This window comes from Pseudomonas sp. LTJR-52, assembly GCF_003691465.1.
Classification (GTDB): Bacteria; Pseudomonadota; Gammaproteobacteria; order Pseudomonadales; family Pseudomonadaceae; genus Chryseomonas; species Chryseomonas luteola.
Genome location: NZ_CP033105.1, coordinates 3378885 through 3402607 on the forward strand (window position 1 = coordinate 3378885; position 23723 = coordinate 3402607).

Consider the following 23723-nt stretch of genomic DNA (forward strand, 5'->3'; position numbering starts at 1 on the left):
GGATCTTTCTACGCTTTATCCAACCTACGAGGCCTGTAGGTTGGATGGAAGGTTCTGCGACGATGCCCAACTCGGTTCACGTACGAGTCGGGCTTACATCAACATTAACCCGCTTAGACGCCTGACACGGCGGGACACGGCCTCTTCAAAAACGCCTGTTTTGGATTCGATCAAGCTGAACCAGTCCCGGGCCCGGGTAATGCCGGTGTAGATCAGCTCCTTGGTCAGCACTGGGCTGATCGTATCCGGCAGGATCAGTGCCGTGTGAGCAAACTCGGAGCCCTGGGATTTGTGCACCGTCATGGCAAACACGGTTTCAACAGCGGACAGTCGGCTCGGCAGGATAAAGCGCAGGCCACCGGTGCCGTCGTTACGCGGAAAGGCCACACGAATTGCCTTGCCGGAGCGATTGGCCGGTTCAGGCATACACAGAGCAATGCCAATATCCCCGTTCATGAGGCTCAGGCTGTAGTCATTCTTGGTCACGAGTACCGGGCGGCCCTCGTACCAGCCCTGGTCCTGACTAATAAGCTCTGCATTAAGCAATGCTTTGGCAATCCGCTGGTTAAGGCCCTCTACTCCCCACGGCCCTTTACGGACCGCACAGAGCAGCTGGAACTCATCGAAGGCATCCAGTACAGCCTTGGCCCAGGCTTCCCAGACAGGATCATCCATAGGCAGGTCGTAACTGGGCCGAAGCGCCTGCATCACATGCAGGTAATGCCGGTAGCCGTGAGGCCCCTTGGGTGAGTGACCATCCAGCACTAGCTTTTCCAGTGCCTTGTCTTCGGCATCACGCAGCCGCAGGCAGAACAGGTCATCGTAGGTCTTTTTGACCAGCAGCTCACGTGCACTGCTGGCCTCCTGAAGATTTACCCGGCGAGCCAGCTGGCCGATACCGCTGCTGGAATTGAACCGGCGGGAATGACGCAGCATGACGACCTGCTGTGCCAGGGCATGATGCTCCTCGTGACCGTCTTCCAACGATTCGTCGCTCAGGCATTCCCCGCAGATTTCCTCCAGCCACGCGCGAGTTTCCGGCGTGTAATAGCCCAGCTCGGCATCACGGCACAGATCGCCCAGAACGGCGCCTGCCTCGACCGAGGCCAGCTGATCCTTATCGCCCAGCAGGATCAGCCGCGCGTGCTGCGGAAGCGCGTCGAGCAGGCAGGCCATCATCTCCAGATCGATCATGGACGCCTCATCCACGACCAGCACATCCAGCGGCAGCGGGTTGCTGACGTGATGGCGGAAATGACGGGTATCCGGGCGGCTACCAAGCAGCCGGTGCACCGTAGTAACGTCTACGGGAATATGCGGACGCACGGCCTCGCTTACACCCAATGACTGCACCTGTCGCCCAATGGATTCGGTCAGCCGGGCGGCAGCCTTGCCTGTTGGCGCCGCCAGGCGGATACGCATGGGCGTTCCCTTCTCGACAGCCGGAGCCTGAAGCAGCGCAAGAAGCCGGACAACTGTAGTGGTCTTGCCGGTACCCGGACCGCCGGTGATGATGCTGAACGCGCCTCGCGCCGCCAGGGCACAGGCCAGCTTCTGCCAGTCGGTCACGTTCTTGCCATCGATCAATGGACGCTCGGGAAACAGCGCAGCCAAGCGTGTGCAAAGGTCATCCGGCACAGACCCCAGGCCGGAGAGACGCAGCCGCAGGCATTCGCTGACACGGCGCTCATAACTCCAGTAACGGCGCAGATATAACCGCTGGCCATCGAGCACCAGCGGACAGTCATCCACTTGGCCAATGGCCACAATCGGGCTTTTCTCCAGCGCACTCAGCCAGTGCGCTACGTTGAGAGCTGTCAGTACCTCGGAAGGCAGCAGCACCGGTTGCCTGTCTTCATCGCCCTCCGGTGGCAGCGATAATGCCATGTCCGGGTTGCCCAAGGTTTCGGCCAGATCCAGACACACATGCCCATGGCCCAGCTGATGGCTGGTCAATGCCGCGGCCAGCATCACGCTCGGGTGGCTCTGCCCGTCGAGCTCATAAAGAAAGGATACAAAGGCGCGGTCCAGCGGCCTAAGCCACCCCCTCTCAACCCAGCGGTCCAGCAGCAAAAACAGATCCGCCATGTGTTCAAGCGGCCGGAAGTCAGGTGTATGGGCCGTCGGTGCAGTGGCTGTCCTGGCCGGCGCAGCGGCTGCAGCATCGGCTGACGCAGGCTCGTCGGCAAAAGCCATATCGAATAAGGAAAGCTGTTCTTGAGTCATGCGTGTTCCCCGGTCAGTTGAGGACTTCCCTGAAAGCACAGGTCGAGTTCTTCGATCAGCTCACGTGGTGGCCGAGTAAAGAACACGCCCTTGCTGGCAGCACGACTGCCCCGCAGGAAAAGATAAAGAGCACCGCCCATGTGACGGTCGTAATCGTAGTCTGGAAGACGCGCCTTGAGCTGGCGATGCAGCGCCAGCAAATAAATGACGTACTGAAGGTCATAGCGATGCTCTAGCACAGCGCCCGCCATGGCCTCCTGGGTATAAGCGGTATCCTCGGCGCCTAGCCAGTTGGACTTGTAGTCGGCTACGTAATAGCGACCCTCATGCTCGAACGTCAGGTCAACGAACCCTTTAAACATGCCGTTAAGCAGGCTTCGCTCAACCGAGGGCCGTGGCTTGCCTGGCATGACATAGCGACGAACCCGCTGATCGAGGGCCTCCGCCTCCAGCCGATGGGTGGAGAACCAGAACTCCATTTCGATCTGGTAGTGCGTGAGCTGGGCCAGCGCGACGGACGAGTTTGTGGAGCCGAGTGGCAGACGCCTCGTCAGTAGCTCTTTTAACCAATCACTCAAAGTAGCGATCCACCCCTCCCACCCACGCCGGTTACAACGGCGGGCTACAGTGTCTTCAATCAGCGCGGGCTGCTCAGCAATACTCGCAAAGCCTTCGTTACCTGCCCACTCCAACAGGCCGTGCAAAAACGTACCCGGCCCCGGACCGCGGGGAAAGCGGTGCAAGTCGACTCCGCTGCTAGCTGTGGCGGGCTGGGCGTCATCGTCCAGGCGGTCATCGTCGAACAGTTTTTGTGCTTCCGGGCTTTCGGGTGACAGGTCGGTATGCAGAACGGCGGTCTCTGCCTCGTCAGTCAGCTCGCCGATGCGCAACGCACTATAAGAGGCAATCCACCAGTGTTCCGCGACTACGCGCCGTGGCTGGCAGGCCTTGAGTTCAGGCCGCACCTCTTCGCGAGGCGCGAAGCGTGCAGTGGTGATTTCCGGCAGCGGCCCCACCGAGATGGCCGGCAGTTTACCTGTCATCTCTTCCAACATGCCCGCCAACACACCCGAGGACGACAGTACCTCTCCTCCGGTCGTGAGATATCCCAGGGCGCAGCGGTGGAAAGCCGACTCCTTGCTCTGCCCGCGCTTAAGGTCAGCCACGCCCATCCAGCAGGCGTGTTGTGCACGCGTCAAGGCAACGTACAGCAGGCGCAGATCCTCGGCCAGACGCTCTTCATCTGCGGCTATGATCACCTCGGCATCCGGCGTCAGGGTCATCTTGGGTGTGCCGTCGAGGTCGTGATAACGCACCGGAATACGGCTGCCGTCCACTGGACGGAACGAGCAGATAAAGGGCAGGAAGACCAGTGGATACTCCAGGCCTTTGGACTTGTGAATGGTAACAACCTTGACCAGTGCCTCATCGCTTTCCAGGCGCAGGATCTGCTCCTCAGCGGTGTGCCCTTCGGTAAGGTGCTCCGCCAGATAGCGAATCAACGCCTGTTCGCCATCCAGCTCGGTCGCCACTTGTTGCAGAAGCTCCGCCAGATGCAGGAGGTTGGTCAGTACACGCTCACCGTCAACCCGTGCCATCAGTGTTTGCGGCAACTGAAAGTCATGCAGAAAACGGCGCAACATGGGTAGCACGCCCTGGGTACGCCAGAGGGTCCGGTAGTGGCGGAACTGCATGACCCGTGATTCCCAGGCGCGCTCATCGTGGTTGAGCCTATCAAGCTCGGCCAGCGGCAGGTCCAATGTGATACTGGCTAGCCCGGCACGGAGCACACGATCGACATCCGGCTCGGCGCACGCACGCAGCCAGGAGAGTAGGCAGTGTGCTTCCTGAGAGTTGAAGACCGAGTCTTTGTCCGACAAATAAACGCTACGTACCCCACGGGCCGCCAGCTGACTGCGAATGGCCTGGGCCTCGATGCCGTCCCGCACCAGCACGGCGATATCCGCCGGGCGTAATCCACGCAAGCCTTTTTCCGGATGCTCGAAACCGGCCTTGTCCTGCTGCCCCAGATTGAGCAGGCGCACGATCTCGCTGGCCGCCACCTGCGCCAGTTGTGCAAGGTAAGCGGTTTTGGAAACCGGCTCGGTCTCGCTGGGGTGCCAGAGGGTTAGCGCCGGGATCCCCTGCCCCTCGGCCACCAAGCGCTCCTTGCGACCTTGCGCCCTGACGGGATGGAACGGCAATGGATTTTCATCGTCCTTGCGGAACAGGAAGGCACCGCGCCCTTCCTCATGCTGCTCGGCCTGCTCGAATACTTGGTTGACGGCAGCCACCATGGCCTCGCTGGAGCGATAGTTGGTATCCAGTGTATGCAGGCGTCCTTCGGTGGAATAGCGTGCCTTCAGGTAGGTGTAGATGTCCGCACCACGGAACGCATAAATGGCCTGTTTTGGATCGCCAATCAGGAACAGACCGATATCCTGGCGGTTCTCCCCAATACGATAAATTGTCTCGAAGATGCGGTACTGCACCGGATCGGTGTCCTGGAATTCGTCGATCAAGGCCACCGGGAACTGTTCGCGGATCAGTTCGGCCAGACGCTCTCCTGCCCCGTCACTTTGCAGGGCAACGTCCAGACGGGCCAGGAGGTCATCGAAGCCCATTTCCGCACGGCGGCGCTTTTCCAGAATGAAGCGCTGCTTGATCCAGTGCGCGGCGTGTTGCAGGAGTTCAACGTCCGGTTTGGGTAGGCTGTCCAATGCGGCCTTGAGCCGGCTCATTTCTGCCAGCGCCGGATGATCGGGCGCAGAAGCCTTGGTCCAGACCTCGGCAAAGCCCTCGGGTGTGAAACGCTCGAAGCCTTTGCCAATATCAAGTAGCTCAGCGGATTCATCCTGCGCCCAGGCGGTGATCTTTTCGCACCAGGGGACATACCACTGCGCCTTGAGCTTGCGCCCATCCACCACCTTGCGGGCACAGGCGTCGTCACACAACAGGCGCAGCTCTTCAGCCCAGGCCGCCCAGGGTGCCTTTAGCGCCTTGAGCAGTCCTCGCTTGCGCGTCAGGCACTCATCGATCAGCGTGCCCGGCTCCTGGTCGGCAATACCTTGCGTCTCGCCCACGATCAGCTCGCGTACGGATTCTGCCAACTGGTCAGGGCTGACCCAATGCTCGCGCACCCAGGCCAGTGATTCACCGTCCAGGGTGTAGCAGAACCGCCGCCAGTAATCCCGAACGACCTCAGCCAATAGCTCGCTGTGGTCTGTCTCCAGGGTCTGATTGAACAGGCTGCCGCTGTCGAACGCATGCTCGCGTAGCATGCGCTGACACCAACTGTGAATGGTGGAAACGGCAGATTCGTCCATCCATTGTGCGGCCATTTCCAGCTTGCGTGCGCAGCCAGGCCACTGCTCTTCAGAAAAATCAGCCCGTAGCGCTTCGATCAACGCGTCGGGCGCATTAATCTCGCCACGAAAATAGCGGGCGGCCTCGAACAGGCGCGCACGGATTCGATCGCGCAGTTCACGAGTGGCTGCGTCGGTAAAGGTCACGACCAGAATTTGCGGTGGCAGCAGCTCGCGGCTAAAGCGGGTGTCTTCGTCGCCGTGCCCGAGAACCAGGCGCACATACAGCGCGGAGATGGTGAACGTCTTGCCGGTGCCTGCGCTCGCCTCGATCAGTTGGCTACCGCGCAAGGGGAAGCGCAACGCAAGCGGCCGGTCCTGTTGTGCAGTCATACGGCGGCTCCTTGTGCTGGCTGCTCAGACCAACCTGCCTCGAACATGGGACGATACAAGGCATTACACCAACCCTCGAACTCCTCGCTGGCGGTCAGCCTAGCGAAGTCCGGGTATTGACGCATCAAGGCTGGGCTTTCAGCTCGCTCGCCCAGGCTGTTTACACCATCACCTTCATAGGATTTACGAGCCGCCATTTGGGCCTTGGCGGGGTCCTGCTCGGCATTGAGCCAGGCAAACGCCGTTTTTACCGCGACCGGCAGTGGACAACACATGCCACGCCGCCAAGCGAGCAAAAGATCACGTAGCGCAGCGGCGGCCTGAGCGGTTTCCAGCGGAGCGAGCATCAGGGTCTCATCGGTAGCCACCAAGGCTGTCGTAAGCGGCACGCCACAGGCGGAGGCTGTCAGATGCACGATCCACGGTCGGATCAGGCGATACCACTTACGTGTCTTGGCCGAACCGATTTCATTCGGAACAGGTGTAATTGCAATCAGGCTGCCATCCGAGCGGCGACGTAACCGCTCAAGCCAACCCTCCAGGCGTAGACCCTTGTGTTCGAAGCTGAGCGGCTGTGCACCTGCCACCTCTTCCGGCCACGCCACCAGCAGGCCGGTATGGCGTTCAAGCAAGTCAGGCAGTGGCTGGATCAGCTCCTGCTGCATCAGCTCACCAAAGCCTGCCAGTGGCAAGAGACCGCTGCGCTGCAACCGCTGCCCCTGGGCACGCAGCGCCTCTTCGGCGCGTTCCGGTGCCTTCAAGGCGGCATCAAGCAGGCTTTCGCTCAAGGCATACCGGGTCAGGCCGTCGAGTACAAAGGGTTCCTTGTCCTGGGTCGGAATGGCAATTTCTTCGAAATGCACCTTGAGCCGCTGGGAGAAGAAATGCCGCACCGGATGGCGCAGAAAATCCTGTAGCTGATTCAGGCTCAGCGGCTCGTCCTGCTCATGGGGCGGAAGTATGGGTTCCTGGCCTCGCGACGGCTGCTTGTCGTGCACGGCAAGCCACTCGCGGGCATAGCTGAAAAAGCCCGGCTCGCCCTGAAAATAGCGGATGCTAAAGGGCTGTAGCGGATGCTCCTGAGTCAACGCCTCAAGCAAGCGCTCGCCCTCCTTACCCTTTTCCTTATCAGGCCCCTCATCTATCAACGTCCAACCTGCGGCCAAATGATCACGCAACTGGCCTAGCAGAACGGAGGCCGGTCGCTCACTGTTGTCGCGAATGCTACGGCCAATCCAGCTGATATAGAGCTGATCACGGGCAGACAGCAGTGCTTCCAATAGCAGGTAGCGGTCGTCTTCACGGCGGGAGCGATCGCCGGGGCGATAGTCCTTGCCCATCAGGTCAAAGTCAAACGGCGGCTGGGCGCGTGGATAATCGCCATCGTTCATACCCAGGAGGCACACCACCCGGAATGGAATGGCACGCATGGGCATAAGGGTACAGAAATTCACTGCGCCTGCCAGAAAACGCTGGGACAGCTTGCCCTCATCTAACCCGGCGAGCCATGCCTCACGCACCACCGTAAGCGGCAACGTTTCGTCCAACTGGACCGCCTCGCAGGTGTCCAGCCAGTCTTCACGCAGCTGCTCCAGCTGGCCAAGCAAGTACTCGTCACGTTCGCTGGAAGACACGAAGAACGTGCGCAGCACCATTTGCAGACGCTCGCCCCATACTGCAGGAGTGGCAGGCTCGGCCAGCTCATCATGGGCCTTGTCCAGCGCATCCATCAAGGTAACCAGCGGGCCGACCAGGGCAGCATCCAAGCCACCAATCTCGTCGAACGGCTCGATTTCATCCCGTGCCACGCCCTGCCCCACGGCATACCCCAGCAACATGCGCCGCAGACCGAAACGCCATGTGTTTTGGGTGAGATCATCCGGCAGGTCCAGCCGTGCCCGCTGCCGGGCATCCAAACCCCAGCGGATACCGGCACCCTCGATCCAGCGATGCAGGGTCGTCAGGTCGGTGTCATTCAAGCCGAAGCGCTTGCACAGGGCCGGGACGTCCAGCAAGTCAAGAATCTCGCTCACCGAAAAGCGGCTCTCCGGTAAACGCAGGAGATGCTCAAGCGCAATGAGGAGCGGGTCACGTCCGCGTTGCCCTTGGTCTGCCAGGGTAAACGGGATAAACCGCGGATCATGGCTATCCACCTGCCCAAACACGGCGCGAATGTGCGGCGCATAGCTGTCGATGTCCGGCACCATGACGATGACATCTCGCGGGCGCAACGTGGGATCTTCCGAAAAGCGCGCCAAGAGCTGGTCGTGAAGGATCTCAACTTCGCGCTGCGGGCTGTGGGCAATGTGGAAGCGAATAGATTGATCTTTGGCTGGATCGACCGCAGGCCAGCGCTCACGGGTTTCATTCAAAGGGCGCAGGTCTAAAATGTCATCCTGCAACTGGGCCAGCATGTGCTGGGGCTCCATGTCCTCAAACAGGTCAATACGCCCACCGTTTACGTCATGGAACAGGCGACGATAGCCATCCGGCTCATCAAAGCTGTCTAACAGATTTATGTAGTCACGCCCCTGCTTGCCCCAGCTGGCCAGTAACGGATGGCCGTGCTGGTGCAATTCGTCCGGGTCGAGCACGGTAGGCATGCCGGGCTTGCGCAGCTGCCGCTTGTACTCATGGCGCAGCAAATCTTTGTCCGCCACGATGTCGCCCCAGTGGTGGCGGCACGGGTTGTGAACACAGAGCAATACCTGGCTAAACCGCGCCAGGGCAGCCAATGCCTCCAAAAGCTGGGCGGGCACCGAGGAAATACCAAATACAACGACCCGCCGCGGCAGGTGCGAAGGGGCTTGTTCCAGCGCCTTCATGGTGCTGATGAAACGTTGATGCACCCCCGCCCGGCTTTCCGCCATGCCGTCATCGCCCACATCCGCCAGCAAGGCACGCCACAGCTCTGCCTGCCATTGGCATATCGGCGGCAGCGGTACGGCGCCATCACGCAGCTTATTCAGTTGATCCTTGCCGTTGGCCCAGTCCTCCAGCCAGTCGGCGCGGTACACCTGATACTGATCATAGAGATCGCCTAGACGCTCTGCCAATTGGTAGCGCTTGCGCATGTCGCTGTCTTCATCAAGGAAGCGGCGCAGTGAGGCAAAGCTTGGACGTTCAAGCAGGCTGGGCAGCAGCCGCACCAGACGCCACGTCAGCGGCGTACGATCCAGCGGGGAAGACGCCGGAACGGTATCGCGACCCAAGACCTGTCGGTACACCCGCCATAAGAAAGCCGACGGCAGCTGTACATCGATAGCCGCCGCAATACCGCAGCCGCCTTCGCCATCCTCCGTCGGGTCTTCGGCCAGGGCCAACTTGAGCCATTGGGCGATGCCGTTGCTCTGCACGAGCACCTGCTCGTTTTCCAAAGGCGCGAGGGGATGATGGCGCATCCAGGCAACAGTCAGATTGCGCAGGTCCTCCAGACGATTGCCGTGAACGACCATAAAACCGGGCGTCAGATGAGCCGCGTCCTGCATGAATAAGCCTCTGGGTAGATCTGGAACTGCAAAAAAGGCGAAGCGTACGGAGATCACGGCTCAAGAGCCAGACCTGTTCAAAGCCACCGGTAAGGTTTTCGTGCTGAATAACGCTTTCTTGACCTCAGCAATACCACGGCAGACGGGCGTCTTACCGCTCGTCTGTTGAGCAGGCAGGGCCAGCCGGGCCAGCCCTGCCATCGACTCAAAGACGTATATCAACCCGGACCGGCTGAGGCCCGTACTGAGCGTCTACAAACGCGACCACACGCTCGCCGAGCCGCTGGAAGGTCAGGTCTATTTCCTGCTCGCCCAGGCGTAGCCGTTTCAGCTGAATACGGTCGATGCCAAACGGCAAGCGGGGTTGAGTGATCGTGACGCTTGCGGTGTGCCCATCAATCTCCACGCCCAGGCAAGCCTGTAGCAGCATAAATACCGAGCCGGCGGCCCACGCCTGGGGTAGACAGGCCACCGGATAGGCAATCGGCGCTTCGCCCGGCGCACGTTCGAAACCGCAGAAGAGCTCTGGCAAACGCATACCGAAATGGGCCGCGGCTTCAAACATGTTTCCGAGCAGACGTACCACCCCTTCCCGCTCACCGTAGCGCGCCATACCGGCGGCGCACAGGGCCACATCATGTGGCCAGACCGAGCCATTGTGATAGGACATGGGGTTGAACCGTACAGCGTCTGGTACCAGGGTCCGTACGCCCCATCCGGAATTGAAAGCGCGGGACAAGAGCTGTTGCGAAACGGCCTGACCACGCGCCAGTTGAGGCAGCCCCGTAAACAAGAGGTGGCCCGCATTGGAGGCTCGAACCGCACATGCCTCGCCATGGCCATCTAGGGCCAGGGCATAGAACTGCCGACCCTCCAGCCAAAAATGCTTTTCCACCGCTGCCCGCAGATGCTTGGCCCGTGTGCGCCAGTGCGCGGCCTTGTCCTGCTCACCGAGCCATTCCGACAGTTCAGCCATGCTCAGATACGCCTTATAAGCATACCCTTGCACTTCAATCAGTGAGATCGGACCATCCGGTGTACGGCCATCGGCATGGAAAATCGAGTCATGGCTGTCCTTCCATCCCTGGTTGGCCAGACCACTTTCTTCTGCACGGGCATAACTGATGAACCCCTGTGCGTTACGCTCGGCATTACCCTCAACCCAGCGAATAGCCTCTTGCAGTGAGGGCCAAATTTCCTGAATGAAAGCCCGGTCGCCCGTACGCCGGGCATAGGCTCCGGCCAGCATGACGAACAGCGGTGTGGTATCCACCCCGCCGTAATAGCGACCGAACGGCAGCTCGTTTAGCGCCGACATTTCGCCCTTGCGCGTCTCATGCATGATCTTGCCAGGCTCGGCATCCCGGAAGCTCGACGTTTCATGAGCCTGATGTTGCGCAAGATAAGACAGCACCCCACGGGCCAGCTCAGGATTCAACCAGAGCACCTGATGCGCCGTGATGATGGCATCACGGCCGAACGGTGTTGAGTACCAGGGTACACCGGCGTAGGGATACGGCCCGCTAGGCAGCTCCGCTGTGAGCAGCGCCAGATCCGCACGGGACTTCTCCAGCCACGCCTGGAACAGACGGCCAGATGCCTTGACCTGAGCACCCCGCCGCTGTCGCCTGCGCATACTGCGCCGCGCTTGTGCAGCGGCCTGCCGATAACGTGCCCGCGAAGGCTGAGCCGGTTCTGGTCCAATGTCGATATACAGCTCCCAGCTTCCACGTCCCTCCAGAGCCACCCTGAACTGCGCGCCTTGCTCGCTTAACTCAACAGGCTGTTCGGAAAAACTGATGGCAGCACGGCGCGGCTGCTCATCAAGCCCAAGATACCGTAGCGTGACACTGCGCTCGGCCATCTGGGTATGCTCCTGCTCGCCCCGATGGCTACGCTGTTGTCCACGCACTTCAAACATGTCTCGGAAGTCCGCGCCAAACTCAAGCTCCAGCGGCACCTCAGTAGACAAATCACTGTAGTTGGCCAGCAGGATGCGCTCATGCACATACCCCTTCCAGACAAAGCGCTTGCGTTCGATGTGAATCACGCCTTCGGGCGTCGTGCTTTCACCCAGCCGCGGCAACGGCTGGTTGGTCTGATGGGAGGTAAAGTAGACATTATCCTGACTGACCGACGCTGACAGCAGCGAAGGTCGCCTCCCCGCCACGGTCAATCGGTAACGGGACACGATGCGGGTATCGTTATGGAACAAGCCATCGTCCCGCCCACCCATGTCGCCATAGGCATCTGCCACCACAAAGGTATCGCCCTCCATGAGCACGAACAGGCGTTCGGGATGACGCGCCTGTTCGACTTCGCTTCCTTGCTGTGCTGACTGATCAGACATAAGGATTTCACCCATGGTCGTTACGCCGTTTGTTTGAAGTTGACTTCAGTGTTCCGATTGCCCGGCAGCTGCCGGTACAGTTCCAGATAGTGTCTGGCCATGGCCGTGGCGGAGAAGCGCTGCTCGAACACCTCCCGAACCCGACGCCGATCCAGAGTCAGGACCTGTCGCGCCGCCTCCACGGCCTGCTCCTCACTCGTTACGATATACCCGGTCACGCCCGGTTCCACGACTTCTGGCACTGAGCCACAGTGCCAGGCAATCACCGGCGTTCCGCAGGCCATAGCCTCGATCATCACCAGCCCGAACGGCTCAGGCCAGTCGATGGGAAAGAGCAGCGCCCGCGCGTTACCCAGAAATTCAGATTTTTCACTGTCACCAATTTCGCCAATGAACTCCACCAGTGGATCATCCAGAAGCGGCTTGATCTCCTGTTCGAAGTACTTGCGATCGGCGTTGTCCACCTTGGCCGCCAACTTGATGGGAACACCTGCCTGTCGTGCAATGGCAATCGCCCGATCAGGCCGCTTCTCTGGAGAAATGCGGCCCAGAAATGCCAAGTACCCTTCGCCCATCTGCTCATGGAACCGGTACGTGGACGCATTCAGACCGTGGTGCACCGTGCCGTGCCAGTTGGCAAAAGCCAGCGGCGTGCGTTGGTGATGAGAAATGGATACCAGCGGGAACCGGTGCCAACGCCGGTAGGCTTCCGGCAATCCCTTGAGGTCGAGCCGCCCGTGGAGAGTGGTCAGTGTCCGCTCAGCCAAGGGCTCGAACAAGGGGAAATGCAGTAGATCCACATGAAAATGCAGGACATCAAACTCATCGGCCCGCTCCTGCAACGTGTGCAGCATACTCAAGTGACTGGCAATATCAGACTTGAGCGGTGCAGGGTCCAGTCGTAGCGCCCGCTCGCAACCGGGCACAAGTTGGGCTGATGTGCGGGAGTCAGCGGATGCAAACAGAGTGACTTCATGACCCAACTCGACCAGCGCATCGGTCAGGTGAGCCACCACTCTTTCCGTTCCGCCGTAGAGACTTGGCGGAACGGCCTCGTACAAGGGGGCAATCTGCGCGATCTTCATCAATTAATCTCCTTGAAAAAAGGATGAACAAGGCCAGAAAGGTGCGAATGTTCGCTGGCAAAAATGCCGCGGAAAAATGTAAGGATCAGACAATAAATTTCAAGCGCTGCCGAGTAGCAAAGGCCGCTCTGCTGACCCATGTCTGGAACCTCCCTACGTTCAGGCACTCCCTCGTAAACCAGTCGATTCAGGTAACAGCCATGAGCAATATAAAAGGCAAGGTCATTGTCATTACCGGCGCCAGCAGTGGCATTGGCGAAGCCACCGCACGGCTATTGAGTTCAGAGGGCGCAGCTGTCGTCTTGGGCGCCCGTCGGCTGGATAAACTGAACGCCATTGCCGAGGAGCTGCGAGCCGCTGGCGGTCGCGTTGAGGTGGCGCAAATGGATGTGGCCAAGCGGGATGACGTCGAGGCGCTTATCCAGGCAGCCATTACGGCCTTTGGGCGGGTCGATGTGATGATCAATAATGCGGGCATCATGCCCAACTCGCGACTCGATCAGCGTAAGGTCGAAGATTGGGAGCGCATGATCGATATCAACCTCAAGGGCACGCTTTACGGGATTGCCGCGGTCCTACCGATCATGCAGCAGCAGAAGAGCGGACACATCATCAATGTCTCGTCCCTGTCCGGCCATCGGGTACGCCCGACCAGCGCCGTGTATTCGGCAACCAAATTCGGTGTACGCGCGATTGCCGAAGGGCTGCGCATGGAGATGACGCCCTACAACATCCGCAGCACGATCATTTCACCCGGCCCGGTCGACACGGAGCTGCCCAATAGCGTGACGGACGAAGACGTTGCCAAAAGCGTGCGGCACATTCATGACATGGCTATCCCTGCCCTGTCGGTCGCCCAGTCCATTGCCTTTGCCATCGGTCAACCGGCAGCAGTCGATATCAACGAGATCCTGCTCAGGCCGACAGCCATGGAATAAAGGCGATTACTCCGCTTCCTGACCGCGAGAAAAGATCCGAATCACCTCATCCAGGTGCGCCCGCATGGCGGAGCGTGCCTCTTGCGCATTGCGGGCCTGCAACGCTTTCAGTACACGCAGATGCTCGTCCTCAGAGCGATGAGGCATGTCCTCAGGGGTATAGTGTGCCTGCAAGCGCTGAAACATCGAGCCATAGCGGTGCCCCAGCAGATGCTGGATCATCAGGGCATAGGCCGGATTACCGCTGGCCTGGGCGATGCGGATATGAAACAAGCGATCGCCGGGATGGGTCGTCGAGCCCTCGCGGTTGTCCTGCACATTGCGCTCATAAGCCGCATGAATACCGGCCAACTCTTCCTCGCTGGCATTGATTGCAGCCAGGGCCGCCGCTTCCGGCTCGATCAGCTGCCGCGCCTGAAGCAGCGAGAACGGCGGGATCTCAGCATTGAAATCCACCTGCACATCCAGCTCGGGATCAGGCCCTACCCACTGGCCGCGCGCCGCCAGCTCCATCACCGGCGCATCGTCCGCCGGGCGCTGGTCATTGGCGCAGACCAGAACGCCATTACCGACCCGCACATCCACCAGGCCAATGACCTCCAGCGCGATAAGTGCCTCACGTACCGAGGCCCGGCTTACGCCCATTTGCTTGGCCAGCTCCCGCTCGGCCGGCAGGCGACTCCCAGGAGGAAATTCGCCACTGTCGATCAGGCTGCGCAGCTGATCGGCGATCTGACGATAAAGCCTTGGATTTTCAATTGTTTGTATTGGCATCACGTATCCCGCTGGCATACATCGCGTCGCTTGCGCTACAGAAAAAACTTGCGCAGCCGCTGACTCACTGCTAAACCAGAGGACCAATGGCCTGACCATTAGCCGCTCGATATGCCCCCAGCATAGCAGCGGTTAACGCAAGCGGGTCATCCATACGAATAATAAAAACAGGAGGCTCTCATGTCCGTTGCTGGAAAACGTGTCCTCGTCACCGCCGCTGCTCAAGGAATTGGCCGGGCCAGCGTTCTGGCCTTTGCCGAAGCGGGCGCTGACGTCATTGCGGTCGATATCAACGCTACCGCCCTCGCCGAGCTTCCCAATGTTCGTACCCATGTTCTTGATGTCACTCAGCCCGATGCTATCCAGGCACTTGCCAGTGAGTTAGGCGCTATTGATGTGCTATTCAACTGCGCCGGTTACGTGCACAGCGGCACCATTCTCGACTGTGATGAAGAGGCCTGGAAGTTCTCCTTCGATCTGAACGTTACCGCCATGTACCGGATGATTCGTGCCTTTTTACCGGCCATGATCGAAAACGGCGGCGGCTCGATTATCAATATGTCGTCAGTGGCCTCCAGCGTGAAAGGCGTACCGAATCGCTTCGCCTATTGCGCCAGCAAGGCCGCTGTTCTCGGCCTGACTAAATCCGTAGCGGCTGATTTCGTGGCCAAGGGTATTCGCTGCAATGCGATCTGCCCCGGGACGGTCGACTCGCCTTCCCTCCGCCAGCGTATTGCGGCGCAAGCCCAGCAGGAAGGCCGAGCCGAAGACGAGGTCTATGCTGCGTTTGTGTCCCGCCAACCCATGGGCCGAATCGGCAAGCCGGAGGAGATCGCCGCATTGGCGCTCTACCTTGGCTCAGATGCCTCAGGCTTCACAACGGGCACTATCAACGTTATCGATGGCGGATGGGTCGCTTAAGGCCACCGCACACCCTCTTATTGCATAAGGAAACCGCTCATGAAATTGCTGCGTTACGGGGAAAAAGGTCAGGAGAAGCCGGGCCTGCTGGATGCTCAGGGTCAGATTCGTGACCTCTCTGGCCATATTGATGACATCGCCGGTCAGGCCATCACTGCTGAAGGACTCGCCACGCTCAGGAACATTGATCCGAGTAGCCTGCCCGTTGTGAACGGTTCCCCTCGCCTCGGCCCCTGCGTCGGCCGTGTCGGCAAGTTTATCTGTATCGGTCTTAACTACGCCGACCATGCGGCCGAGTCCGGTCTTGACGTCCCTAAGGAGCCGGTGGTCTTCAACAAGTGGACCAGCGCCATCTGTGGCCCGAACGACGACGTAGAGATCCCGCGTGGCTCCACCAAGACCGATTGGGAAGTTGAGCTGGGCGTGGTGATTGGCAAGGCCGGGCGCTACATCGACGAAGCCAACGCCATGGATTATGTAGCGGGCTATTGCGTAATCAATGATGTATCCGAGCGTGAGTGGCAGATCGAGCGTGGCGGCACCTGGGATAAGGGCAAGGGATTCGACACCTTCGGCCCGCTCGGCCCCTGGCTGGTTACCAAGGATGAAATAGCCGATCCGCACGCGCTCGACCTCTGGCTGGAAGTGGATGGCAAGCGTTACCAGAACGGCAATACCCGCACCATGGTGTTCAAGGTGCCAGAGCTGATCGCCTACCTGAGCCGCTGCATGAGTTTGCAACCGGGGGATGTCATTTCCACGGGTACCCCGCCTGGAGTGGGCCTGGGCATCAAGCCCGAGCCGGTCTACTTGAAGCCCGGCCAGGAAATGCGCCTGGGCATCGCGGGCCTGGGCGAGCAGAAGCAGCGCACGGTTCAGGCTGACTGAAACCATGCCCCTCGGGTGATTGGGACGCTTAACCGCGTCGCAGGCCCGGAGAAGCGCCCGCTCAATGTGTTCCCTTACATGAAGAGCTTTTGAGCGGGCCTCCAATACAGTGTTGACAAGCCCGGTATCAAGGGCTTCCGGAGAACCGATATGACAATAACAATCACCGGTCTTCGCGTAGAGGACATTCGTTTTCCTACGTCCCAGGCATTGGACGGGTCGGACGCCATGAACCCCGATCCCGACTATTCCGCTGCCTATGTGATTCTTGAAACAAACCAGCCGGGTCTTGAAGGTCACGGCATGACATTTACCATCGGCCGGGGTAATGAGATCTGCTGCGCTGCCATTCAGGCATTGGAAGGCCAGGTTAAAGGGCTTGAGCTTGAGTGGATCACAGCGGATATGGGCCGCTTCTGGCGTCACGTGACCAGCGACAGCCAACTGCGCTGGATCGGCCCAGACAAAGGGGCTATCCATCTGGCGACCGGTGCTGTTGTAAATGCCGTCTGGGATCTCTGGGCCAAGCAGGCTAGAAAGCCGGTCTGGCAGCTGGTCGCCGACATGTCGCCGGAAGAATTCGTACGGTGCGTCGACTTTCGTTACATCACCGACTGCATCACACCGCAAGAAGCGATACAACTGCTCACGGAGCGCGCCAAAGGCAAGGAAGAACGCATCGGCCTGCTCAAGGCCCATGGCTACCCCTGCTACACCACCTCTGCCGGCTGGCTTGGCTATCCGGATGACAAACTCCGCCGCCTCTGTCAGGAAGCCATCGATGCCGGCTTCTCTCATGTAAAGCTCAAGGTCGGCCGTGACCTTGAAGACGATATCCGCCGCGTCACCATTGCCCGTGAAGTGATAGGCCCTAACCGACACTTGATGATCGATGCCAACCAGGTTTGGGAAGTCAACGAGGCCATCGACTGGGTCAATAAGCTGTCGTTTGCCAAGCCCTGGTTCATCGAGGAACCCACCAGCCCGGACGACGTAGAAGGTCATCGCGCGATCAAGGAGGGTATTACCCCGGTAAAGGTGGCTACCGGCGAGATGTGCCAGAACCGTATTCTGTTCAAGCAATTCATCATGCGTGGCGCCATCGACGTGGTACAGCTCGATGCCTGCCGCCTGGGTGGTTTGAACGAAGTGCTTGCTGTGCTGCTCATGGCCGCCAAGTACGAGCTACCTGTCTGCCCCCATGCCGGCGGCGTTGGGCTGTGCGAATACGTGCAACATATCTCAATGATCGATTACCTGTGCGTGGCGGGCACGCATGAAGGGCGCGTTGTGGAGTATGTCGATCATCTTCATGAGCATTTCGAAGACCCCTGCGTCATGAAGGGCCCCGCCTACCTGCCGCCCCAGGCACCAGGATTTTCGATCACCATGAAACCGGCCTCGCGCCAGCAGTATCGATTTCCCCGTAACGTCTAGTGGCAGGTTGAGTAGAGGGCCTACCCTTTTACCCAACGAGCATATCGGAGGGACCAGCCTCACCGATCCCGCCGCCCACTGCTTTCAGGAGACAATAACAATGACACGCCCTGAAGTACCCCGAATCGACGCACATCAACACTTCTGGCATTACGAGCCGGAACAGTACCGCTGGATCGACAACAGCATGTCAGTGTTAAAGCGCGACTATCTGCCCTCGGATCTCGAGCCGCTTCTTAAAGAACACCAGATGGCGGGATGCATTGCCGTTCAGGCCCGGCAATGCGAGGAGGAGACTGACGCACTGCTGGCGCTGGCTGTGAAACATCCGTGGATTGCCGGCGTTATTGGTTGGGTAGATCTACAAGCGCCCAACCTGCTTGAGTCGCTCGATCGCTGGCAAGGCCAGCCGCGCCTGCGTGGCTTTCGCCACCAGATCCAGGACGAAGCGGACCCGGATGCCTTTCTCGCCGACACCGCATTCAACAAGGGTGTGGCCATTATTCAGGCCCGTGGCTACCTCTATGAAATCCTTATCAAGTCCCCCTCGCTCAAGGCCGCGTACACCTTTGCCCGAAGGCATGATCGCCAACCTTTGGTGCTTGATCATCTGGGCAAACCCGATATTGCACACGGCAACCTGCAAACCTGGGCTGAGCAGCTCGCGCCACTGGCCGCCCTGCCCCATGTGTACTGCAAATTGTCCGGCCTGATTACCGAAGCTGGCTGGAAGACTTGGCGACCGGACTATCTGGTCGCCTACATGAACCAGGCGCTGGAGCTGTTCGGCCCGGAGCGCGTGCTGTTCGGATCGGACTGGCCGGTGTGCCGGCTGGCGGGCGAGTACGACCATGTCCATGCCCTGGCTCAGCTGGCCATCGCGCCCCTCTCATCCGCCGAGCAGTCCGCCATCATGGGCGGCAATGCAACTCGCCTGTATGGCCTCACGGTCAAGGCACAGGAGCACGCCGCATGAACCTGCATCTGGATGGAAAAGTTTTTATCGTAACCGGCGGCGGCTCAGGGATCGGCGGCGCCATTTCCCTCGGTCTGGCTGACGAAGGCGCTATCCCAGTGATTGTCAGCCGCACACCGTTGGAAGATGACTTCGCAGCCAAGCTGGACGCGCTTCAGCCACAGACACTCTTTATCCAGACCGAACTGTGCGATGAAATCTCTTGCCGCGCAGCCGTCGAGCAAACCTTGACCCGATTCGGCCGCCTGGACGGACTGGTCAACAACGCCGGGGTCAACGACGGGGTCAGCCTTGAGGCTGGACGCGAGGCGTTTATCCAGTCGTTGGAAAAGAACCTCATTCATTACTATGTGATGACCCATCTCTGCCTCGACGCCCTTCGGGACAGCCAGGGCAGCATCGTTAATATCAGCTCCAAGACCGCGCTCACCGGCCAGGGCAACACCAGTGGTTACACCGCCGCCAAAGGCGCACAACTGTCCCTTACCCGAGAATGGGCCGCCTCGCTGCTGGCTGATGGCATCCGGGTGAATGCAGTCATCCCGGCCGAGGTCATGACGCCTTTGTACGAGAACTGGCTGAACACCTTTGATGACCCTAAAGACAAATTGGACAAGATCGTCAGCAAGATTCCGCTGGGCAAGCGCATGACCACTCCCGAGGAGATTGCGGACACGGTCGTCTTCCTGCTGTCACCTCGCGCTGCCCATACCACCGGGCAATGGCTCACGGTCGATGGCGGCTATATGCATCTGGACAGGGCACTCACATGAACGCTCGCTACTGCATGGCGCTGGACCTCAAAGATGACCCTGCGCTCATTGCCGAATACGAGCAGCTGCACGCGCGTATCTGGCCCGAGATCACCACCCATTTGCGCAACGCCGGTGTGCAGGACATGCAGATCTACCGCCTCGGCACGCGCCTGTTCATGATCATGGATGTCGGTGCCGACTTCAGTGTAGATGCCTTCGAAGCCGCCGCCGCGGCCAATCCCAAGGTGCAGGAGTGGGAAACGTTGATGTGGCAATACCAGGCACCGACGCCCTGGACGCCGGAGGGCCGCAAGTGGATTCCGATGCAAAGAATCTTCGCGCTGGCCGAGCAACTTGCCCCGGCGTAGACAGTGCATGCCTGATGTATGAGCACTCTGGAAAACAACAATAACTGGAGTCATTCATGTCTACGCTTACCGCCCCGCTCGACAGTGCCCTGACCAAGAGCCGTCGCCGAATTATTCCATTCGTGGCCCTGATGTTTGCCATGGCCATCATCGACCGCTCCAATGTTGGATATGCCAAACTGGCGCTGCAAGCCGATACCGGGATTGGCGATGCCGCGTTCGCCCTGGGCGCAGGCATCTTCTTTATCGGCTATGCCCTTTTCGAAGTCCCGAGCAACCTTATCCTCCACCGTATCGGTGCGCGGATCTGGTTGAGCCGAATCATGGTGACCTGGGGCCTCGTCTCGGCTGCCATGATGTTCGCTCAGAGCGAGACGTCCTTCTATATCCTCCGCTTTCTGCTCGGTGTAGCCGAGGCAGGCCTCTCGCCAGGTGTCGTCCTGTATCTCACCTACTGGTTTCCCCACCGTCACCGCGGTGCGGCGTATGGGCTCTATTACTTCGGAGTGCCGGCCTCGCTGCTACTGGGCGGCCCCGTATCCGGCTGGCTGCTGGAAATGCACGGCGTATTCGGCCTGCGCAACTGGCAATGGATGTTCGTGGTGGAAGGACTGCTTGCCTCGGTCATTGGCGTGATTGCGTTTTTCTACCTGCCGAACCGCCCGCGAGATGCACGGTGGCTGACCCGGGACGAGAAAACGGCACTGCACAAGGCTATCGAACAGGAAGAGACAGACAAGAAGGAACATAGCCCTTCCTCCTGGAAGGCTGCCCTCATCAACCCAAAGGTCATGTACTTCGTACTGATCTATTTCACTATCCAGGTAAGCGTTTACGGCGTCCTGTTTTATCTTCCGGCGCGCATCGCTCAGCTGCTTGGCACCAAGATCGGCTTTGAAGTCGGAATGCTGACCGCCATCCCTTGGCTATTCACCTTAGGCGCGCTGTTCATGGTGACTCGCTATGCAGACCGCACCGGCAAACACCGCCAACTAGCAGTAGCCATGCTGCTGCTCGCCGCAGTGGGCATAGCAGGATCGACGGTTATCGAAAGCATCGTGCCCGTTCTGTTTGCCTTCTGCCTCGCGGCTGCCGGCTTTATCACGGTTCAACCCCTCTTCTGGACATTACCCACCCGCTATCTGAGCGGCATTGCTGCTGCCAGCGCCATTGCCTTGATTGGAGCGCTAGGCAATCTGGGCGGCTTTCTTGCGCCCACCCTTAAAACCTATATGGAACAGACGTTCGCCAATCCCCACGCCGGCATGTACACCCTGGCAACTGTCGCCCTGCTTGGCGCAGGCCTGCTGGCCCTTGGGGGAACGACCGTTCAACGACAGGACGCCGGTTTTGCTGTACCCACCAAATGACCTCAACGCTGCACAACGATAAGAACCACGGAGAGCTGTCATGTTAGTCAACCAAACCAGAACGGCCACACCCGTTGCCAGCCAGGAACGCTCGGGCTATCAATGGGCATTCATCCTTGTCACCAGCCTATTCTTCATGTGGGGCCTGTCGTATGGCCTGCTGGACGTACTCAACAAACACTTCCAGGAAACGCTGCACGTCACCAAGGCGCAGTCCGGCCTGCTTCAGGCGGCGTACTTCGGCGCCTATTTTATCGTTGCCCTGCCCGCCGGGATCTTCATGGGCAAGCGCGGCTACAAGGCCGGCATCCTGGTCGGGTTGTGCCTGTATGCCCTGGGTGCCTTGCTGTTCGTTCCGGCAGCGTCTTCAGCCAGCTTTGCCATGTTTCTTTTTGCCCTGTTCGTAATCGCCTGCGGTCTGGGCTGCCTGGAAACGGCAGCCAATCCCTATGCCACGGTTCTGGGCGATCCGAACGGAGCCGAGCGCCGCCTCAATTTCGCCCAGTCCTTTAACGGCCTCGGTCAGTTCACCGGCCCGATCCTGGGCGGCACCCTGTTCTTTTCGGCCACCAATAGTGCAGGTACTGCCTCCTCCGACAGCCTGGGCTCGGTCAGCATGATCTATGTGGGTATCGCAGCGCTGGTTCTGATGATTGCCGTGCTCTTTGCCAAGACCTCCCTGCCCGACCTTCGCAATCAGGAAGAAGCCGTTGCCCGGCAGGACAGCCGCACACTCTGGCAGCACAAGCATTTCGTCGGCGGCGTCATCACCCAGTTTTTCTACGTGGCGGCGCAGGTAGGTGTGGGTGCCTTCTTTATCAACTACGTAACCGAGCACTGGTCCGACACTTCCAGCCAGTCCGCGTCGTTCATGCTGTCCATTGCCATGCTGTGCTTCATGCTGGGCCGTTTCTTCAGCACCTGGCTGATGGGATTCATCGCGCCGGCTCGTCTGATGATGATCTATGGCGTGATCAACTTTTTCCTGTGCGGTCTGGTGGTGGCCGGATTCGACGGCATTGCCGTGGTGGGTTTGATCGCCGTGTTCTTTTTCATGTCGATCATGTTTCCCACCATCTTTGCGCTGGGGGTGAAGAATCTCGGCCCACACACCAAGCGCGCCAGCTCCTTCATGATCATGGCTATCGTGGGTGGCGCGATCATGCCCTATTTCATGGGACTCATCGCTGATATCAGCAGCACAGCGTATGCCTACTCGCTGCCCATGCTCTGCTTTGCCCTAGTGATCTGGTACGGCGCCTCGCAGCAGCGCAGCGCCTGACCACCGAGCGGGCCAGGTACGCCTGGTCCGCTTCATCGCCTCCTTACTGCCTTTTATCTCTGCTCAATCGGTTGAACGGCTCAAGCACGGTCCGCCTGCTGGATTTATCCGCCCGGTCTGGATACCCTTATGTAACGTGAAATTCATCACGCATCTTCAACGTCAGTACCGTCGTTTCGAGTCCTGCAAGGAAGCATCATGGGCACACACGACCGCGGTCAACAGCAAGACGATGGGCACAAGCCCATGCTTGTGCATGAACCAAATCCTGTCACCCGACCACTCAAGCGCCGCCGTACATTAACCCTGGCTCAACTTTTGTGGCTGGCGTTGCTGCTGTTTGCCAGCCTGCTGGCCTGGAATGCGCTGGAGGACATTGAACAGCTGCAGGCCCCTGTCACGCTGCTTGAGCCCGCTGACGGTATCGATACTTCCCCTTCGGCCCAGGGGCCTGTCGATCTTTGGCTGGATCAGACCGAAATTGCTTCTTCTGCTGACCTGACCTGTATGCGAAGCGACGGCGAGATCGATGACTCGATCATTCGCTGCCATCTGGGAAAGCCACCATACCCTCATCGAGGAGCGGCCCCCAGAGCCTACCGTGCCCACCACGATCACTTGCCACGAGCGCTCATCTATCCGGCCGACCCGGTACGGGAAAGCGAGCAGCACTGGGTTGAGGCATGGGGCAGCAGTGAAAGCTATCTGGCGGCCTGGGAAATTGTTAACAACCGCATCGACGACACCAGCGTATGCGGCAACTACCGCAAGGATTCGATCGGCTATAGCGAATGCCGCAAGGGCGCCAAGGAGTACTTCAGACAAAAGTGCCAGGACTGGCGCGTCCGCCACGATAAGGATGAGCAGAACAAAAGCAAGTGGATGGAAGAACGGTACTGCTCGGCCAAAAGCCATTTCGATCCGATGGGCTAACACCGCCTAGGGTCTGTCTGGAAAATACTAAATTGCCATCATGAAAGGTCTGGAGCACCGCTCTAATGTATTGACTTTTCGTAACGGCAAGACGCTGAAAAGAAGCTATAGGGCCGGTAACAAGACTTTTCAGACAAACCCTAGTGGCTTTTGATAAAGAGTTATTGTTAAGCATCCGCTTGTGGCCAATCCTTGGTATGGTCACTATGTAGTCGCTGAGGTATACCTTAGTGA

16 protein-coding genes are annotated in these 23723 nt (G+C 59.3%); 10 read left to right on the forward strand and 6 right to left on the reverse strand.

What is annotated here, in order from left to right; translation table 11 throughout:
- Nucleotides 1–93: 93 nt before the first annotated feature.
- The 5 genes from recD to EAW52_RS15865 form a co-directional block, all read right to left on the reverse strand.
- Nucleotides 94–2088 carry an exodeoxyribonuclease V subunit alpha gene (recD, locus tag EAW52_RS15845; RefSeq protein ID WP_162997770.1) on the reverse strand — a complete coding sequence of 665 codons (1995 nt, stop codon included), beginning with the start codon at nt 2086–2088 and terminating at the stop codon, nt 94–96.
- Nucleotides 2089–2222: 134 nt separating this feature from the next.
- Nucleotides 2223–5924, reverse strand: a complete 3702-nt coding sequence (gene recB, locus EAW52_RS15850; protein ID WP_122043182.1) for an exodeoxyribonuclease V subunit beta — start codon at nt 5922–5924, stop codon at nt 2223–2225.
- Nucleotides 5921–9412, reverse strand: coding sequence for an exodeoxyribonuclease V subunit gamma (gene recC / locus EAW52_RS15855; RefSeq protein ID WP_122043183.1), 3492 nt, complete (start codon nt 9410–9412; stop codon nt 5921–5923). The genes recB and recC overlap by 4 nt, the downstream gene beginning before the upstream one ends.
- 205 nt (nt 9413–9617) lie before the next feature.
- Nucleotides 9618–11762: an amylo-alpha-1,6-glucosidase gene (locus EAW52_RS15860; RefSeq protein WP_122044824.1), complete on the reverse strand. Its 2145-nt coding sequence runs from the start codon at nt 11760–11762 to the stop codon at nt 9618–9620.
- A 20-nt stretch (nt 11763–11782) separates the two neighbouring features.
- Nucleotides 11783–12847 (reverse strand): glycosyltransferase family 4 protein, encoded by a 1065-nt coding sequence (locus EAW52_RS15865; RefSeq protein ID WP_019366635.1) that lies wholly within the window; start codon nt 12845–12847, stop codon nt 11783–11785.
- Between the two features lie 200 nt (nt 12848–13047).
- On the opposite strand from EAW52_RS15865, the gene EAW52_RS15870 reads away from it, so the two are divergent.
- On the forward strand, nt 13048–13785 hold the full coding sequence (locus tag EAW52_RS15870) for an SDR family oxidoreductase (protein ID WP_162997651.1): 738 nt from the start codon (nt 13048–13050) through the stop codon (nt 13783–13785).
- Between the two features lie 6 nt (nt 13786–13791).
- Here EAW52_RS15870 and EAW52_RS15875 read toward each other — a convergent pair whose 3' ends face one another.
- On the reverse strand, nt 13792–14559 hold the full coding sequence (locus EAW52_RS15875) for a FadR/GntR family transcriptional regulator (protein WP_122043185.1): 768 nt from the start codon (nt 14557–14559) through the stop codon (nt 13792–13794).
- Nucleotides 14560–14739: 180 nt separating this feature from the next.
- On the opposite strand from EAW52_RS15875, the gene EAW52_RS15880 reads away from it, so the two are divergent.
- The 9 genes from EAW52_RS15880 to EAW52_RS15920 all read left to right on the forward strand — a co-directional run bounded on the left by EAW52_RS15880 (nt 14740) and on the right by EAW52_RS15920 (nt 23489).
- Nucleotides 14740–15480, forward strand: a complete 741-nt coding sequence (locus tag EAW52_RS15880; RefSeq protein WP_019366638.1) for an SDR family oxidoreductase — start codon at nt 14740–14742, stop codon at nt 15478–15480.
- Between the two features lie 39 nt (nt 15481–15519).
- Entirely contained in the window at nt 15520–16368 is an 849-nt protein-coding gene (locus EAW52_RS15885) for an ureidoglycolate lyase (protein WP_010797505.1), read from the forward strand.
- Between the two features lie 150 nt (nt 16369–16518).
- The gene (locus EAW52_RS15890) at nt 16519–17805 is read left to right on the forward strand and encodes an L-fuconate dehydratase (protein ID WP_122043186.1); all 1287 of its coding nucleotides are present in this window, start codon (nt 16519–16521) and stop codon (nt 17803–17805) included.
- Between the two features lie 100 nt (nt 17806–17905).
- Entirely contained in the window at nt 17906–18781 is an 876-nt protein-coding gene (locus EAW52_RS15895; protein ID WP_122043187.1) for an amidohydrolase, read from the forward strand.
- Entirely contained in the window at nt 18778–19554 is a 777-nt protein-coding gene (locus EAW52_RS15900) for an SDR family oxidoreductase (RefSeq protein WP_010797502.1), read from the forward strand. The genes EAW52_RS15895 and EAW52_RS15900 overlap by 4 nt, the downstream gene beginning before the upstream one ends.
- Entirely contained in the window at nt 19551–19904 is a 354-nt protein-coding gene (locus tag EAW52_RS15905) for an L-rhamnose mutarotase (RefSeq protein WP_122043188.1), read from the forward strand. The genes EAW52_RS15900 and EAW52_RS15905 overlap by 4 nt, the downstream gene beginning before the upstream one ends.
- Before the next feature lie 56 nt (nt 19905–19960).
- A complete protein-coding gene (locus EAW52_RS15910) occupies nt 19961–21274 on the forward strand; it encodes an MFS transporter (protein WP_122043189.1) in 1314 nt (437 codons plus the stop codon).
- 40 nt (nt 21275–21314) lie between these two features.
- Complete coding sequence (gene fucP / locus EAW52_RS15915) at nt 21315–22556, forward strand: L-fucose:H+ symporter permease (protein WP_122043190.1); 1242 nt, start codon at nt 21315–21317, stop codon at nt 22554–22556.
- A gap of 198 nt (nt 22557–22754) precedes the next feature.
- Complete coding sequence (locus EAW52_RS15920; protein WP_122043191.1) at nt 22755–23489, forward strand: hypothetical protein; 735 nt, start codon at nt 22755–22757, stop codon at nt 23487–23489.
- The last annotated feature ends 234 nt before the right edge of the window (nt 23490–23723 follow it).

Coding starts and splice junctions, on each gene's coding strand:
- recD (WP_162997770.1), bottom strand. CDS start 2,088: ATGGCGGATCTGTTTTTGCTGCTGGACCGCTGGGTTGAGAGGGGGTGG.
- recB (WP_122043182.1), bottom strand. CDS start 5,924: ATGACTGCACAACAGGACCGGCCGCTTGCGTTGCGCTTCCCCTTGCGC.
- recC (WP_122043183.1), bottom strand. CDS start 9,412: ATGCAGGACGCGGCTCATCTGACGCCCGGTTTTATGGTCGTTCACGGC.
- EAW52_RS15860 (WP_122044824.1), bottom strand. CDS start 11,762: ATGTCTGATCAGTCAGCACAGCAAGGAAGCGAAGTCGAACAGGCGCGT.
- EAW52_RS15865 (WP_019366635.1), bottom strand. CDS start 12,847: ATGAAGATCGCGCAGATTGCCCCCTTGTACGAGGCCGTTCCGCCAAGT.
- EAW52_RS15870 (WP_162997651.1), top strand. CDS start 13,048: ATGAGCAATATAAAAGGCAAGGTCATTGTCATTACCGGCGCCAGCAGT.
- EAW52_RS15875 (WP_122043185.1), bottom strand. CDS start 14,559: ATGCCAATACAAACAATTGAAAATCCAAGGCTTTATCGTCAGATCGCC.
- EAW52_RS15880 (WP_019366638.1), top strand. CDS start 14,740: ATGTCCGTTGCTGGAAAACGTGTCCTCGTCACCGCCGCTGCTCAAGGA.
- EAW52_RS15885 (WP_010797505.1), top strand. CDS start 15,520: ATGAAATTGCTGCGTTACGGGGAAAAAGGTCAGGAGAAGCCGGGCCTG.
- EAW52_RS15890 (WP_122043186.1), top strand. CDS start 16,519: ATGACAATAACAATCACCGGTCTTCGCGTAGAGGACATTCGTTTTCCT.
- EAW52_RS15895 (WP_122043187.1), top strand. CDS start 17,906: ATGACACGCCCTGAAGTACCCCGAATCGACGCACATCAACACTTCTGG.
- EAW52_RS15900 (WP_010797502.1), top strand. CDS start 18,778: ATGAACCTGCATCTGGATGGAAAAGTTTTTATCGTAACCGGCGGCGGC.
- EAW52_RS15905 (WP_122043188.1), top strand. CDS start 19,551: ATGAACGCTCGCTACTGCATGGCGCTGGACCTCAAAGATGACCCTGCG.
- EAW52_RS15910 (WP_122043189.1), top strand. CDS start 19,961: ATGTCTACGCTTACCGCCCCGCTCGACAGTGCCCTGACCAAGAGCCGT.
- fucP (WP_122043190.1), top strand. CDS start 21,315: ATGTTAGTCAACCAAACCAGAACGGCCACACCCGTTGCCAGCCAGGAA.
- EAW52_RS15920 (WP_122043191.1), top strand. CDS start 22,755: ATGGGCACACACGACCGCGGTCAACAGCAAGACGATGGGCACAAGCCC.